12 protein-coding genes are annotated in these 14,531 nt (G+C 61.1%); 6 read left to right on the forward strand and 6 right to left on the reverse strand.

The window, feature by feature from the left end:
* The 3 genes from accB to ELH03_RS08375 all read right to left on the reverse strand — a co-directional run bounded on the left by accB (nucleotide 1) and on the right by ELH03_RS08375 (nucleotide 1,950).
* Nucleotides 1–471, reverse strand: coding sequence for an acetyl-CoA carboxylase biotin carboxyl carrier protein (gene accB / locus ELH03_RS08365; protein ID WP_128410448.1), 471 nt, complete (start codon nucleotides 469–471; stop codon nucleotides 1–3).
* Between the two features lie 20 nt (nucleotides 472–491).
* The gene (gene aroQ, locus ELH03_RS08370; protein ID WP_011651695.1) at nucleotides 492–929 is read right to left on the reverse strand and encodes a type II 3-dehydroquinate dehydratase; all 438 of its coding nucleotides are present in this window, start codon (nucleotides 927–929) and stop codon (nucleotides 492–494) included.
* A 262-nt stretch (nucleotides 930–1,191) separates the two neighbouring features.
* Nucleotides 1,192–1,950, reverse strand: coding sequence for a DsbA family protein (locus ELH03_RS08375; RefSeq protein ID WP_027684879.1), 759 nt, complete (start codon nucleotides 1,948–1,950; stop codon nucleotides 1,192–1,194).
* 211 nt (nucleotides 1,951–2,161) lie between these two features.
* Between ELH03_RS08375 and ELH03_RS08380 the strand changes: the two genes are divergently transcribed.
* Nucleotides 2,162–3,319, forward strand: a complete 1,158-nt coding sequence (locus tag ELH03_RS08380) for a pyridoxal phosphate-dependent aminotransferase (protein ID WP_130766223.1) — start codon at nucleotides 2,162–2,164, stop codon at nucleotides 3,317–3,319.
* Nucleotides 3,320–3,358: 39 nt separating this feature from the next.
* Here the strand turns inward: ELH03_RS08380 and ELH03_RS08385 are convergent, their stop codons facing one another.
* Both ELH03_RS08385 and ELH03_RS08390 read right to left on the reverse strand, forming a co-directional pair.
* Nucleotides 3,359–4,699, reverse strand: coding sequence for a tlde1 domain-containing protein (locus ELH03_RS08385; RefSeq protein ID WP_130766224.1), 1,341 nt, complete (start codon nucleotides 4,697–4,699; stop codon nucleotides 3,359–3,361).
* A 206-nt stretch (nucleotides 4,700–4,905) separates the two neighbouring features.
* The gene (locus ELH03_RS08390; RefSeq protein WP_222313395.1) at nucleotides 4,906–6,741 is read right to left on the reverse strand and encodes a PHA/PHB synthase family protein; all 1,836 of its coding nucleotides are present in this window, start codon (nucleotides 6,739–6,741) and stop codon (nucleotides 4,906–4,908) included.
* A 148-nt stretch (nucleotides 6,742–6,889) separates the two neighbouring features.
* On the opposite strand from ELH03_RS08390, the gene ELH03_RS08395 reads away from it, so the two are divergent.
* The 5 genes from ELH03_RS08395 to recJ all read left to right on the forward strand — a co-directional run bounded on the left by ELH03_RS08395 (nucleotide 6,890) and on the right by recJ (nucleotide 12,418).
* Nucleotides 6,890–7,303: a hypothetical protein gene (locus ELH03_RS08395; protein ID WP_128405285.1), complete on the forward strand. Its 414-nt coding sequence runs from the start codon at nucleotides 6,890–6,892 to the stop codon at nucleotides 7,301–7,303.
* A gap of 221 nt (nucleotides 7,304–7,524) precedes the next feature.
* A complete protein-coding gene (locus ELH03_RS08400) occupies nucleotides 7,525–8,742 on the forward strand; it encodes an LL-diaminopimelate aminotransferase (protein ID WP_024320683.1) in 1,218 nt (405 codons plus the stop codon).
* Nucleotides 8,743–8,803: 61 nt separating this feature from the next.
* Nucleotides 8,804–10,129, forward strand: coding sequence for a homoserine dehydrogenase (locus ELH03_RS08405; RefSeq protein WP_128405286.1), 1,326 nt, complete (start codon nucleotides 8,804–8,806; stop codon nucleotides 10,127–10,129).
* Nucleotides 10,130–10,289: 160 nt separating this feature from the next.
* Nucleotides 10,290–10,535 carry a hypothetical protein gene (locus ELH03_RS08410; protein ID WP_128405287.1) on the forward strand — a complete coding sequence of 82 codons (246 nt, stop codon included), beginning with the start codon at nucleotides 10,290–10,292 and terminating at the stop codon, nucleotides 10,533–10,535.
* An 80-nt stretch (nucleotides 10,536–10,615) separates the two neighbouring features.
* Nucleotides 10,616–12,418, forward strand: coding sequence for a single-stranded-DNA-specific exonuclease RecJ (recJ, locus tag ELH03_RS08415; RefSeq protein WP_128405288.1), 1,803 nt, complete (start codon nucleotides 10,616–10,618; stop codon nucleotides 12,416–12,418).
* Between the two features lie 24 nt (nucleotides 12,419–12,442).
* Here the strand turns inward: recJ and ELH03_RS08420 are convergent, their stop codons facing one another.
* A complete protein-coding gene (locus tag ELH03_RS08420) occupies nucleotides 12,443–14,422 on the reverse strand; it encodes a CgeB family protein (RefSeq protein ID WP_130658855.1) in 1,980 nt (659 codons plus the stop codon).
* Between the last annotated feature and the right edge of the window lie 109 nt (nucleotides 14,423–14,531).

Here is a 14,531-nt window from a genome sequence, read left to right on the forward strand (position 1 = left end):
CTATTCGATGACGACGAGGGCTTGGCCGTATTCGACGGGATGTCCGTCATCGACGAGGATCTCGGTTATCTTGCCTGATTTCGGCGAAGGGATCTGGTTCATCGTCTTCATCGCCTCGATGATGATCAGCGTCTGGCCTTCCTTTACGGTTGCGCCGACTTCGATGAACGGACGCGCGCCCGGAGCCGGCGCCATATAGACGGTGCCCACCATCGGTGCATTGACCACATTGGCCGGGTTGCGGCCGGGAGCTGCGGCCGGGGCGGCAGCGGCTGCCGCAGCGGCGGCTGCAGGCGCGGCATAACCAGGTGCTGCGATCGGCGCCTGGACATATTGCGGCGTGCCGGCGCGCGAAACGCGGATGCGCAGGTCATCCTGCTCGACCTCGATCTCCGTCAGATCCGTTTCGTTGAGAATATTGGCGAGATCGCGGATCAGTGCCTGGTCGATACCCGATTTCTTTTCAGCCATGGTGTTGCCCTGTCTTCTTCTTATGCCGTGATGTTCTTCAGCGCGTGGAGCGCCAGGATGTAGCTGTGAGGCCCGAAGCCACAGATCACGCCTTTGCATGCCGGCGCGATCATCGACTTGTGGCGGAATTCTTCCCGTGCATGCACGTTGGATATGTGGAGCTCGACGACGGGAATGGAAATAGCGCGGATCGCATCGTGCAGCGCGACCGATGTATGCGTATAGGCGCCTGCATTGATGGCAACGCCCACGGCCTTTTCGTCCGCCTCATGGAACCAGTCGACGAGCGTGCCTTCGTGGTTACTCTGGCGGAAGTCGATATCGAGGCCGAGTTCGCGGCCTGCGGCCTTGCAATCTGCCTCGATGTCCTTGAGCGTCTTGCCGCCATAAATGCCGGGCTCTCGTTTACCCAGCATGTTCAGGTTGGGCCCGTTCAGGACAAAAATCGTTTGCGTCATCGAATGTTCCGTAAAATGTACGACGGCAACCTATAGACTCCGCGAAGGCTGAATGAAAGCCCTTACGGATTAGCCAGCGGCAATCGTGCCACATTTGTCCACATGGTTGAAACACTTCGATTTTGGCGATTTGATGGGCTGCCGGGAGCTCAAGCATGTCGCGCAAAAGTGTGCAACGGTTTTGCGACAATGACATGCGCAAACATAAATATCCAAAGCGCGAGGAGCGCAAACTGAAAGATTGCGACGCGCTTTGATTTGCTCAGCAGGCGGTCTTGCCGCAGCTGCGCATGTTCTTGACCTTGGCTTCGAGATCGTCGAGCCCGACGGCGCCCGGTACCAATTCGTTGCCGATCACATAGGACGGCGTGCCGCTGATGCCGAGAGTGGAGGCGAGCTGGTAGGTCGCCTGGACGATTCCGTCATTCGGGCTCTTTGCCATCTCGGCGCGGATCTTGTCCTCCTTGACGCCGAGCGAAGCGGCGACCGCGATCGCTGTTTCGTCTGAGGCACGGCCTTCGGTGCCGAGAAGGGCGACGTGGAAATCGGCATATTTCTCCGGTGCCAGCTTGCGGAAGGCGTCGGCCACCTTGTGGGCGGCGACCGAATCCGGCCCGAGGATCGGGAATTCCTTGAGGACGAAACGGACGTTCTTGTCCTTCTTCAGCATAGCCTGCATGTCGGGAAGCGCATGACGGCAGTAGCTGCAATTATAATCGAAGAATTCGACGACAGTGACATCACCCTTGGGATTGCCGAGCGTGACGTCGTTCTTCGAATCGAAGATGTCGGTGGTGTTCTCTTCGATCGCCATATTGGCCTTCACCAGGCGCTGGGCTTCCTGCTTCTTCTGCAGCGCATCCTGGACTTCCAGCATGATCTCGGGATTCTCGATCAGGTATTGCTTGATGAATTCGCCGAACTCCTTCTTCTGCTGGTCGTCGAGCGCTGCCGCCGGAAGCGGAAGGGCGATCGATGCGGCAAGCGCCAGTGCGGTGAAGGTCTTCGGGAAGAATGCCATGATATCCTCGTCATCGGCGGTATGGTCGTCTCTTCGTCGAGAAGGCCGTCGCCGGGTTAATGGACTTGAATGCGTCGCGTCAAGGTACGGTGCGTTCGGTTCTGCTCAAACAGGAATTTTTCATCCCCGCGCGGCCCTCGCGGGATTGTGATGAGCCGATTAATGCGGCAATTGTCGGGCCGCCATTGAAGAAGCTGAGCGAGAAACGATCTTGTTTTCCATATCGAAACGCAGCGAAGTCGAGCCTTTTCATGCCATGGACGTCTTGGCGGAGGCGACGAAGCGGCGTGCCGCCGGCCATCCCGTGATCTCGATGGCGGTCGGTCAGCCCTCGCATCCGGCACCTCAAGCAGCACTCGAAGCGGCGCGCACAGCCCTTACCGAAGGCCGGATCGGTTATACCGATGCGCTTGGAACGGCGCGGCTGAAATCGGCGCTCGCCTGGCACTACAAGGATCGCCACGGCTTGGAGATCGATCCCACGCGTATCGCCATCACCACCGGTTCCTCGGCGGGCTTCAATCTCTCCTTCCTGTCGCTCTTCGATGCCGGCGATGCGGTGGCGATCGCAAGACCCGGTTATCCCGCCTATCGCAATATCCTTGGCGCGCTGGGTCTGAAGGTCCTCGAAGTGCCCGTAACGGCTGAGACCCACTTCACCCTGACGCCGCAAAGCCTCGAAGCGGCGCAGAAGGAAAGCGGCATGACGCTGAAAGGCGTGCTGCTCGCAAGCCCCGCCAACCCGACCGGCACGGTGACCGGCCGCGATGGGCTGAAGGCGCTTTCGGATTACTGTGCGGCCCATTCCATCGCCTTCATCTCCGATGAAATCTACCACGGGCTGACCTTCGCCGGCGAGGAGACGAGCGCGCTGGAACTGACCGACGAGGCGATCGTCATCAACTCCTTCTCCAAATATTATTGCATGACCGGTTGGCGAATCGGCTGGATGGTGCTGCCGGAACGCCTGGTGCGGCCGATCGAGCGGGTGGCGCAGAGCCTCTACATCTCCCCGCCCGAGCTCTCCCAGATCGCCGCCACGGCCGCTCTTGGCGCTGGCGCCGAGCTCGATCGTTATAAGGCGAGCTATGCCAACAACCGCGACTTGCTGATGCGGCGACTGCCGCAGATCGGGTTTTCGATCGCGTCGCCGATGGACGGTGCGTTCTACGCCTATCTCGACGTCACCCGCTTCACCAATGACAGCATGGGCTTTGCCAGACGCATGCTCGCGGAAATCGACGTCGCCGCAACGCCCGGTCTGGATTTCGATCCGCTGGAGGGAAATCGAACGCTGCGTCTGTCCTATGCAGGCTCGCAAGCGGAGATCGCCGAGGCGGTGGAGCGAATCGCAGCCTGGTTGAAGTAACGTCCGCGGCCGGGCAAGCGGCAGTGCGCTCTTCAATCCTCAGCTGCGTCGCGAAAACAGCGAAGCAAAGGTCGAAGACGGTTTGTCGTTCAGCCGGGGAACCACCACGAGCTGCTTGATGTCGCCACGCTTGTAGGCGGCGAGGAAACGGCGGTAGTCCTTGAAGGAGACACAGCCGTTGGAATCGCCGTTCTTGCCGAGCATGTAGGTGTGAGCCAGCAGGCCGACACGATCATAGATGGCGTCCGAACCCTCGACCGGCGTCAGCCGCAGCGCCTCGACGCCATGGAAAAGGCTCTCGCGCATGGTGAGGACATAGGTGTGCGGCGGCGTCGGTCCGCGCATCTTCTTGTTAACGAAACGCGGGTTGTCACGCATCTTGCCGAGCCCGGAATGGGCCTCGAGCCGCTCGCCGTTCGGCAGATAGACGGTGCTGTTTTCGATGTCGTAGATCGCCACGCCTGCGCGCAGCTTCGGCGAGAAGACCGGCTTGTCGTAGCGCGGTACTGCGTCGTCCTCGTCATCCTCGATCGGCGAGTTCGGCTGGGCATAGGCAAGAGCAGGCTCGCCAGCGCGCTGCGTACCCTTGGCGGCCGGCGCCGGTTTGCCGACGAGGCCATCAGGACGTGCCATCGGCAACGGCACCGAACCTTCATCCGGCGCCAGCACGAGATCGAAGGGTGGCGCGTCGTCGGCGGCAGCAACGACCACCGGTGCAGGTTCCGATGCAGGAATGGAGGCCGTTTTGACAGGAGGTGTGGTCGGCTCAACCGGAGCCGGCGCGATTTGCCCGGATCCAGCATCGGCAAGCGCAAGCAGAGCCGGGAGTTCGGCTGCGGCGACGGCCTCCTTCGAGGGAACGATGATCCGGTTGCCGTCGTCTTCTTCCGTCTCTGCCGAGGCGAGCTCGACCGGCGGCGGCGCGATCACATCGTCCTTGCGGAATTTGACGCTGTCGGAAATCGCGGCCACCACCGGCTGCTCTGCAGCCATGGCGAGCCGATTGTTTTTGGCGAGAACCGCGAGCGCCGTTGAAGCGGCGGCGGTCTTTTCGGCATGGGATTGAATGAGGCTCGCCGTCAGCGGTACCCTCGGCTTCGCATCGAAGGCGGCCAGCCGGTCGGCCTTGCCGACATGGATCAGCCGCTCATGGCGCGGTGACGGAGCCACCTTCGGCGCAGTGCCGACCTGTGCCAGGCGATCGGACGGAGAATAGGGAGTGGCTATCGAGTGCATCGTCGCGAAGGTCGCGATCAGCCATGTGGAGGTCAGAAATCCGGCGCCGACAACACCGTAAAGGAAACCGCGAGATCTGCGCCAACGGAAAGCAGATCCGCCAAGAAGGGTGACGTCATCGAACGTCCCGACCGCACACGCCATACTACACTCGTCTTTCAAACTCGCTACGCAGGCCGGCGGCACTGACTGACTTAACTTCGCCGGGGCCGGTACAGGCGCAAATGGGCCGAATTTAGACCACCCACGACGTCCGACTGTCTCGCAAGGATGACGAATTATGGTTTCTAATTTGTTTACGCGGCGTTGCAGTTTCTCACGACGTCTCAAAAAGAGATGCGTTGGGCTTCTCAGGCGCGCTCCATCACATAACTTCCCGGCGCTTCCTCGATCGCGTTCAACGCATCGCCGCCGGGTTTGCGGGCGGGCACGCGTCTGCCGTCATGCGTCTCGATCCAGGTCTGCCAATGCGGCCACCATGATCCCGGAGTCTCCGTCGCCTGGTCGAGCCAGGTCTCGTAGTCGCCCTTGGCGGGGCCGCCCGTCCAGAATTGATACTTCTTCCTGTCGGGCGGGTTGACGACGCCGGCTATATGTCCCGAGCCGGTCACGACGAATTCCACCTTGCCGCCGAAGAACCGGCTGCCGAGGAAGACGGACTTGGCAGGTGCGATGTGATCCTCGCGGGTGGCGAGATTATAGATCGGGATCTTCACGTCCTTCAGCGACACGGGCTTGCCATCGAGGATCATCTCGTTCTGCGTCAGCGCATTGTTGAGATAGCAATTGCGCAGATAGAAGGCATGGTTTGCCGCCGCCATGCGGGTCGAATCGGCGTTCCAGAACAAGAGGTCGAAGGGCAGGGGATCCTGGCCCTTGAGGTAGTTGTTGACGAAATAAGGCCAGATCAGTTCCGAGGCGCGCAGCATGTTGAAGGCCATCGACATCTTCGTGCCGTCGAGATAGCCGGCCGCCTGCATATGCTCTTCGAGCGATTCAAGCTGCTCCTCGTCGACAAAGACCTTGAGGTCGCCGGCATGGGTGAAATCGACCTGGGTGGTGAAGAGTGTCGCGGTCTTGATGCGCTTGTTCTTCTCCTTGGCATGCAGCGCCAGTGTCGCGGCCAGCAACGTGCCGCCGACGCAGTAGCCGACGGCGTTGACGTCCTTCTCGCCGGTCGCCTTCTCGATTGTATCAAGCGCGAAATCGATGCCCTCGCGGGCATAGGCCGTCCAGTCCTTCTCGGCGTGGCGCGCATCCGGGTTGACCCAGGAAATGACGAAGACCGTCTGACCCTGGTCGACGCACCATTTGATGAAGGATTTTTGCGGGTTGAGGTCGAGAATATAGAACTTGTTGATCCAGGGCGGGCAGATCAGCAGCGGCCGCTTCAGCACGGTTTCGGTCGAAGCCTCATACTGGATGATCTGGCAGATGTCGTTCTGGGCGATTACCTTGCCTGGTGTCAGCGCCATGTCGCGGCCGACGGCGAATTTCGTCATGTCGGTCTGACGAAGACGAAGGTCGCCATGTCCGGCAGCGATATCCTCGGCGAGCATCTTCATCCCACGCACCAGATTGGCGCCGCTGGTCGCGATCGTCTCGCGGTAGAGCTGCGGATTGGTGGCGATGAAATTGGTCGGCGAAAGCGCTGCCGTGATCTGCTTCACGTAGAAGCCGGCCTTGTGCTTGGTGTGCTCGTCGAGGCCATCGGTCTCCGACACCATCTTTTCCACCCAGTCGGCCGTGACGAAATAGACCTGGCGGAGAAAATCGAAGAACGGATTCTTTTGCCAGTCCTCGTCCGAGAAGCGCTTGTCCTTGCGGGTGTCCGGCTCGGGAGGCGTGGGATCGCCCTGCATTCGCTGCATCGAGCGCATCCAGATGCCGAAGAACGAGGACATCAGCTGCGTCTGTGCCTCGAAGGTGCGGCGCGGATCGGAAATCCAGTATTCGGTGACCTTGGAAAGCGTCTTGACCATGTCGGTCATCGGATCGACGGTGCTTTCGGTGATCTCGCCGCGTTCGCGCGGCGCAAGCCAGGCAGACGCTGCTTGTCCGAGATTTTCGAGCGCCCGGGCGAAATTCATCGCCATGGCCTCAGGATCCTTCAACAGATAGGGATCGAGATCGGTCGCGTCGAAGCCGGCCTTGCCGCCATTCTCCTGCTTGCTGTCGGTCACCATTTCCTCCGGCGGCAGCACCACTCTTTTTATCCGTTCGTTGTACATCGTGATCGAACGAGAAAACAAGTTCCACCCGCATCGGCTCATGCTATTGCTTTGTGGCTGCGACAAATTTAACAGTCGAAGCAGTCAAAACTGGATTTGAGGCATGACGAAGAACGGCATTCGGCGCATCGCAACCTTCAACCGCACCGCACTGATCTGCGCCGCGGCGGCGATGGCCCTTGCCGGATGCAATCTGACGGCGGAACAAAAGGCCGCTGCCGCTGCCAAGCGAGCGGCGCCGACCGCCGTCGTCATGCCGACCACCAAGGGCGAGGCGGTCGAAGGCGGCCTTGCGAAGTCGCCGGACGGCTATCCGAATTTCGGCGCGCCGCTGACGGCCGCCAACGTCCAGATGAGCGACGAGCAGGCTGCCGAACTGCAGCATCAGCTGACGGCACTTGCCGCTCGGCGCAAGGCCGGCACAATCTCGGAAGCCGAATATCAGGCCAAGGTCACCGAAATGCGGCGTCTCGCCGCCGAGCACGGCACTGATACGCTCTCCGAAATCTCCAAATAGACCTTGCCTTTCAGGCAATTTGGACGCAAAGCCTTCCGGATGGATCGGAAGATACAATTTTCCCGATAAAGCGCATTACGCGGCCTTTCCGTCAAAGATTTGCCGCGTCGCTTGGGTCTGATGAATACGGCGTTGCGATTCTGAAGTTCGTGTCGCAGCCGCCGGGAGACGGAACGAACTTCGATTGCGGCCCGAAATGCCGCCTTTCCATGGGGAATGAGATGGAAGAGTTTCACAAAGTCCGGCGTTTGCCGCCTTATGTTTTCGAACAGGTCAACCGTTTGAAAGCAAGCGCGCGAGCGGGCGGCGCCGATATCATCGATCTCGGCATGGGAAACCCCGACCTTCCCACTCCCCAGTCGATCGTCGACAAGCTGTGCGAAGTCGTGCAGGATCCGCGCACGCACCGTTATTCCTCTTCCAAGGGCATTCCAGGCCTGCGCCGCGCCCAGGCCGCCTATTACGCCCGCCGTTTCGGCGTCAAGCTCAACCCGGATACGCAGGTGGTCGCCACCTTGGGCTCCAAGGAAGGCTTCGCCAACATGGCGCAGGCAATCACCGCGCCTGGCGACGTGATCCTCTGCCCGAACCCCACCTATCCGATCCACGCCTTCGGCTTCCTGATGGCGGGCGGCGTGATCCGTTCCATGTCGGTGGAGCCGGATGCAAGCTTCTTCGAGCCGCTCGAACGCGCGGTCCGGCATTCGATTCCGAAGCCCTTAGCGCTGATCCTCAACTACCCCTCGAACCCGACGGCCTTTGTCGCGACGCTCGATTTCTACAAGGACGTCATCGCCTTTGCGAAAAAGCATGACATCATCGTGCTTTCCGACCTTGCCTATTCGGAGATCTACTTCGACGGCGCTCCGCCGCCGTCGGTTCTCGAAGTGCCAGGCGCAATGGACGTGACCGTCGAGTTCACCTCGATGTCGAAGACCTTCTCCATGCCCGGCTGGCGAATGGGCTTTGCTGTCGGTAACGAGCGGCTGATCGCCGCGCTCACCCGCGTCAAGTCCTATCTCGACTACGGCGCCTTCACGCCGATCCAGGTGGCGGCGACACACGCGCTGAACGGCGACGGCTCCGACATTGCGGAAGTCCGCAACGTCTATAAGCGCCGTCGCGATGTCATGGTCGAAAGCTTCGGCAAGGCCGGGTTCGAGGTGCCGCCGCCGGCTGCCACCATGTTTGCCTGGGCGAAGATCCCGGAAAAGTTCCGTCACCTCGGTTCGCTGGAATTCTCCAAGCTGCTGGTCGAGAAGGCCGACGTCGCCGTTGCCCCGGGCATCGGATTCGGCGAGATGGGCGACGACTACGTCCGTCTGGCACTTGTCGAGAACGAACACCGTATCCGCCAGGCTGCGCGCAACATCAAGAAGTTCATGTCGACGGCTGACGAGACAATGCACAACGTCATCTCGCTGAACGCACACCGCTAATCCAACCGTTGGGCAGCCGCGTCAAGCGGCTGCCGCCACACAGACATTTCAGGATCGATCCATGGCAGATGCCCTCAAAATCGGCATTGCGGGCTTGGGCACCGTTGGCGCCTCGCTTGTCCGCATCATTCAGCAGAAGAGCAACGAGCTTGCCGTCACCTGCGGACGTCCGATCACCATCACGGCGGTTTCCGCGCGTGACAAGGCGAGGGACCGCGGCATCGATCTTTCCACCGTCACCTGGTTCGACCGGCCGGAAGAGCTTGCCGAAAAGGGCGATATCGACGTCTTCGTCGAGCTGATGGGCGGCGCCGAAGGAGCTGCCAACATCTCTGTACGCGCCGCACTCCAGCGTGGTCTCCATGTCGTGACAGCCAACAAGGCGCTGCTTGCCTATCACGGCGTCGAGCTTGCGACGATCGCCGAGGAGAAGGGGTCGCTGCTGAACTTCGAGGCGGCGGTCGCTGGCGGTATCCCGGTCATCAAGGCGCTGCGTGAATCGCTGACGGGCAATTCCGTGTCGCGCATCTATGGCATCATGAACGGCACCTGCAATTACATCCTGACCAAGATGGAGAAGGAGGGGCTTTCCTTCGCCGAATGCCTCAAGGAAGCGCAGCGGCTGGGTTATGCCGAGGCTGATCCGGCCTTCGATATCGAGGGCAACGACACGGCCCACAAGCTTTCCATCCTGACGACGCTCGCCTTCGGCAATCAGATCGCGGCCGACGACATCTATCTCGAAGGCATCACCAATATCTCGATCGAGGATATCCACGCTGCCGCCGAGCTCGGTTATCGCATCAAACTCTTAGGCGTTGCCCAGCGCACCGATACCGGCATCGAGCAGCGCGTCCATCCCACCATGGTGCCGGTCGATTCGGTCATCGCCCAGGTCGACGGCGTCACCAATGCGGTGGCGATCGAATCCGACGTACTCGGCGAACTGCTGATGGTCGGCCCCGGCGCCGGCGGCAATGCCACGGCCTCGTCCGTGCTCGGCGATATCGCCGATATCGCCAAGAGCCAGCCGGGTGCCCAGCGCGTGCCGGTGCTCGGCCATCCCGCAACGACGCTGGAACCCTACCGCAAGGCGCAGATGCAGAGCCACGAGGGCGGCTATTTCATCCGCCTGACCGTGCTCGACCGCACCGGTGTCTTTGCCAGTGTCGCAACCCGCATGGCGGAAAACAACATTTCGCTGGAATCGATCGTCCAGCGCTCCAAACAGCACCTGGCGCCATCGCACCACCAGACGATCATTCTCGTCACCCACGCAACGACGGAAGAATCGGTGCGCAGGGCGGTCGCCTCGATCAAGTCGGAAGGTTATCTCTTCGGCGAGCCGCAGGTCATTCGCATCGAACGGCCGAAAGAGGAAGGCTGAGCTTTTTTCCCGTCCCGGAGGACCGTTGAGCCGCCCTGTCTCTGCAGGGCGGTTTTTCTGTTATTTGTTCAACCTTCCGTTACAGAAGCCTATATTAACAGATACCGAAATATTGATATAACTAAACCTAAGATGGTGAGTCGTCTGGGTGGAGAATTTCATGAGTAAGGACAGCCACGCCGGGAAGGGGTATGGCTACCCGAGCGACGTGCCGCCGAACCATCCTGATATGCTTGAGGAAATCCTCAAGCCGGCCTATCGTGAAATTCCTCAAGAGGTCTCTGATGAGGCTGATGACGAGGAAAACACGGAAGGCCGCAACTGGGCTATTCTGCTGACGCTGTTTTCGTTCCTGCTGGTGCAGTTCGCCGGCATCGCCATGATCATCTGGGCGGTGTTTTGGTAAAAACCCGTGTCTGCAAATCCATCGCTATGTTATCTCCGCTGCTCCTGTAGAAAGAGCAGATGAAGTCAGCGGAGTGTGGCATGGCAGATCTCGTCGATCCGGTACAGCGCGCGTTTCTCGGTGTGGAGAAATCAGTGCTCGACAATCGCTGGGTGGCGCGGCTCGACCAGGCAGGGCAGAACCGCGCGCTGGCCATGTCGCAGATCCATGGATTGCCGGATCTGATCGCCCGGGTGCTCGCCGGGCGCGGCGTGACAGTGGACGAGGCGATCGAATTCCTCGATCCGACGATCCGCAGCCTGATGCCCGATCCCCATAAGCTGACCGATTGCGAAAAGGCCGCAATCCGCCTGGTGAGTGCCATCGAGCGCGGCGAGAGCGTCGCGATCTTCGGCGACTACGATGTCGACGGCGCGGCCTCCTCGGCGCTGATGTACCGTTTTCTCAGCCATTTCGGCGTCAGGGCGAATATCTATATTCCCGATCGCGTCTTCGAAGGTTATGGCCCCAATCCGGCGGCGATCAATCAGTTGATCGACAATGGCGCCCAGCTGATCGTCACTGTCGATTGCGGCTCCACCAGTCACGAGGCGCTAGCCGCCGCTGCCGTGCGCAATATCGACGTCGTCGTCATCGATCACCACCAGGTGACACATGAACTGCCGCCCTGTCATGCCCTCGTCAACCCGAACCGTGAGGACGATCTCTCGGGGCAGGGGCATCTCTGCGCGGCCGGCGTTGTCTTCATGGTCCTGGTCGCAACGCTCAGGCTGCTGCGTGCGGCCGGCAACAAGCGCATCCTGGCGATCGACTTGCTGCAATGGCTGGATATCGTCGCACTTGCAACGGTCTGCGATGTCGTGCCGCTGAAGGGCCTCAACCGCGCCTATGTGGTGAAGGGCCTGGTCGCTGCCCGGCACCAGAGCAATGCCGGGCTTGCCGCACTCTTCCGCAAGGCGGGGCTTGCAGGCCCGGTGACACCCTATCATTTCGGCTTCCTGATCGGTCCGCGCATCAATGCCGGCGGGCGGATCGGCGATGCAGCACTCGGAAGCCGCCTGCTGACGCTCGACGACGCCGGCGAGGCGGAGGTGATCGCGCAGCGCCTCGACGAGCTCAACCGCGAACGCCAGGCGATGGAGGCCATCATGCTGCAGGAGGCGGAAGCCGAGGCGCTCGCCGAATATGGCGACGGCGAGGGCGCATCCGTCATCGTTACCGCCCATGAGAAATGGCATCCCGGCATCGTCGGGCTGATTGCGGCGCGGCTGAAGGAAAAGTTCAAACGGCCCGCCTTCGCGATCGCCTTCGATCCCTCCGGCCGCGGCACCGGCTCGGGCCGCTCGATCAACGGCTTCGATATGGGCAGGATGGTCCGGGCTGCGGTCGATGAGGGGATCCTCGTCAAAGGCGGCGGCCACGCCATGGCCGCGGGGTTGACGGTCGAGCGCGCCAATCTCGGCAGGCTGCGGACCTTCTTCACGGAGAAGGCCACAAAGACCGTGGCCAGCCTTGTCGCCAACGAGACGCTGAAGATCGACGGCGCGATCGGTGCAAGCGGTGCCACCCTCGAACTCATCGACCGCCTGGAGGCCGCCGGCCCCTATGGCTCTGGCCACGCCCAGCCGCTCTTCGCCGTGCCGGCGCATCGTCTGCGCGATGCCCGCCTGGTCGGCGAGAAACATGTGAAGGTGACGCTGGAGGCCATGGACGGATCGCGACTCGACGGCATCGCCTTCCGCGCCGCCGATACCGCGCTCGGCAATCTTCTCATCAATTCACGCGGCGCCAGCCTCCATGTCGCCGGTTCGCTCGGTGCCGACCACTATCAGGGCGCGCGCCGCATCCAGCTGCGCGTCTGCGACGCGGCTCCGGCGCGGTAATCTGCCAGTCGGAAGAGAGTTTCGTCAGGTACACCCGGCGGTCATGACGCTCATCAGCATGTCCGCTTGCGACCGGCTTTGCATGGCCGCAAAGCCCTTCGCGGCGATGGAATCACGCTCGGCGATATCTGCGATCAGCTTGTGGCAGCGCTCGATCATCTTGTCATAGGGCTCGACCGCCAGGCCGCCGCTAAAGGGCTGGAGATCCGGGTCGCGGATATCGCCTTCGGTCAGCACGCAGACGCGATTAGCGAGCAGATAGGAAATGCGCACGATCTCGAAGACGCCGCTCGCATAATGATGAATGTTGATGACGATCTTGGAACGGGCAATCGCCGCATCGCGTTCCGCGCCATAGATGTTGAAGAGGTGCGCGACCTTGAGCCCGCCTTGCTCCAGCGTCTTCAGGATATGGTGGCGGCGTTCGTTCATCGAGCCGTAGAAGAGCACGTCGATATCTTTGACGGGGGCGTGCTTTATTTGGCTGAGGCAGCGGCTATAGCCGATTTCGAGCACGCCAGCATGATCAATGCCCTTGGCGGCGAGATTTTCCCGGTTACGCGGGCTGTAGTCGAGAACCGGAAGCGACTTCAGGATCGAGGTGTAGCGCGAATTGATCCAGATGCTTTCTTCGGACACCTGCTCAAGATTGATGACGACGCTGTCCTTCGGCAGATGGCTGACGATTTCGGCTGGGAGAAGGTTGCCGCCGTAGATGATCGGCGCACGGCCGGCGAACGCGTTCATGTCGCGGACAATCGGTGCCGAGCCGCCGAGTTCCTCGAAGGCGCCCTGCAGGCCGAGCGCGACTTCGTCGAAGGCGTGGCTGTGATTGTAGTTGGCGGGCGTCACGATCCAGATGCAATGACGGTCCTTGTGCGCCTGCCATCCGCCGGCAAAGGGTTGCAACGGGTTGCGGAGCGGCTGCTCGATCTTCGGCGCGGCGGGTATTGCGGGCCTTTCCGTCCGTACCGGTTGCTGCGGCACTGGAGAGGCGCCTGAAGCCTGCGGAGCATAGGCGCGCATCAATTCGCGGCGGCCGATGAATTGGCCGCGCGGCATCCAGGCCGGCGGATCATCAGCGCCCCAGATCAGGTGCGGCTGCTTGATCAGCGGCTGGCGGCCTTCCTGCCACGAGGTCAGGAGAGCCTGGTCACGGCTCTGCAGAAAGGCTTCCTTGGCGGCGAAGAGACCATGCAGCATACGGCCGAGGCGGACACCGAACTTCCATTCGAAATCGGCAACGGTCGGTACGAAGGCGGCGATCTTCATTCCGGAGGCGGCAGCCTGCTGGACATAGAGCCCGAGCAGACGCTCGATCACGAAGGGGCGCATCTTCGCGTTGGCATCGCGTGAGTAGTGAGCCACACCGGCATAGGCGGTCCCCGCCGGCGTGCCGGCGTGCGCTTGGTTTTCCAGTGATTCGAGAATGCGTTCGCAAAAGGCGAAATACCCGGACCAGAATTTCCGGTTGCCGCAAAAATAGTTGCAGAACATGAAGGCAGTCTTGTCCTGCGGCGGCGCGATCGGATGACCGAGCTCCTGGATATGCAGGAAGATCGGGTCCATGCCGGGATGACCGCCAAGCAGCGAATGTTCCCAGACGTTGCTGTAGATCGCCGCGTGGCCGATCAGCGGATTGTAAAGATAGGCGTCCGCACCTTCCGCTCTGGCCTTTTCCGCCTCCGTGACAAAGGACGGGAAGCTCGTCACCGACTTCATCTCGAATTTGCTGGAGAGCAGCCCCCAGAACACGTCGTCGCCGAGGCCGATCGCCTCGTGATGCTGATGCAGGATGAGGAAGAGCTCATATTCGCGGGTCGTAGCCTGCGTATTGAACGAGATGTCGAGCGGCACGGCAGCCGAGTCCACCTGGCTGCGCTGCGAAGGGTCGAGATAAGGCTGATAGACAATGACGGACCCCGTGCCGGCAGCTTTCTCCGTGAGAAGCGCCAGATCAGGAAGACCGGCCGGCAGAGCGGAAATGGGCTGATTGATCGTCAAGGAATCGTCCTTCGTGCATGGCCGCCGTCTCCATGATTCACGAAACGGCATTCGGGCTGGTTTGGGTGCCGACTATTGGACGTGAAGCTTGCGCCACACTGTTGGCAGG

The organism is Rhizobium beringeri (assembly GCF_004306515.1).
GTDB lineage: Bacteria > Pseudomonadota > Alphaproteobacteria > Rhizobiales > Rhizobiaceae > Rhizobium > Rhizobium beringeri.

Coding starts and splice junctions, on each gene's coding strand:
- recJ (WP_128405288.1), top strand. CDS start 10,616: ATGGCAGATCTCGTCGATCCGGTACAGCGCGCGTTTCTCGGTGTGGAG.
- accB (WP_128410448.1), bottom strand. CDS start 471: ATGGCTGAAAAGAAATCGGGTATCGACCAGGCACTGATCCGCGATCTC.
- ELH03_RS08395 (WP_128405285.1), top strand. CDS start 6,890: ATGACGAAGAACGGCATTCGGCGCATCGCAACCTTCAACCGCACCGCA.
- ELH03_RS08405 (WP_128405286.1), top strand. CDS start 8,804: ATGGCAGATGCCCTCAAAATCGGCATTGCGGGCTTGGGCACCGTTGGC.
- ELH03_RS08385 (WP_130766224.1), bottom strand. CDS start 4,699: ATGGCGTGTGCGGTCGGGACGTTCGATGACGTCACCCTTCTTGGCGGA.
- ELH03_RS08410 (WP_128405287.1), top strand. CDS start 10,290: ATGAGTAAGGACAGCCACGCCGGGAAGGGGTATGGCTACCCGAGCGAC.
- ELH03_RS08375 (WP_027684879.1), bottom strand. CDS start 1,950: ATGGCATTCTTCCCGAAGACCTTCACCGCACTGGCGCTTGCCGCATCG.
- ELH03_RS08400 (WP_024320683.1), top strand. CDS start 7,525: ATGGAAGAGTTTCACAAAGTCCGGCGTTTGCCGCCTTATGTTTTCGAA.
- ELH03_RS08390 (WP_222313395.1), bottom strand. CDS start 6,741: ATGGTGACCGACAGCAAGCAGGAGAATGGCGGCAAGGCCGGCTTCGAC.
- aroQ (WP_011651695.1), bottom strand. CDS start 929: ATGACGCAAACGATTTTTGTCCTGAACGGGCCCAACCTGAACATGCTG.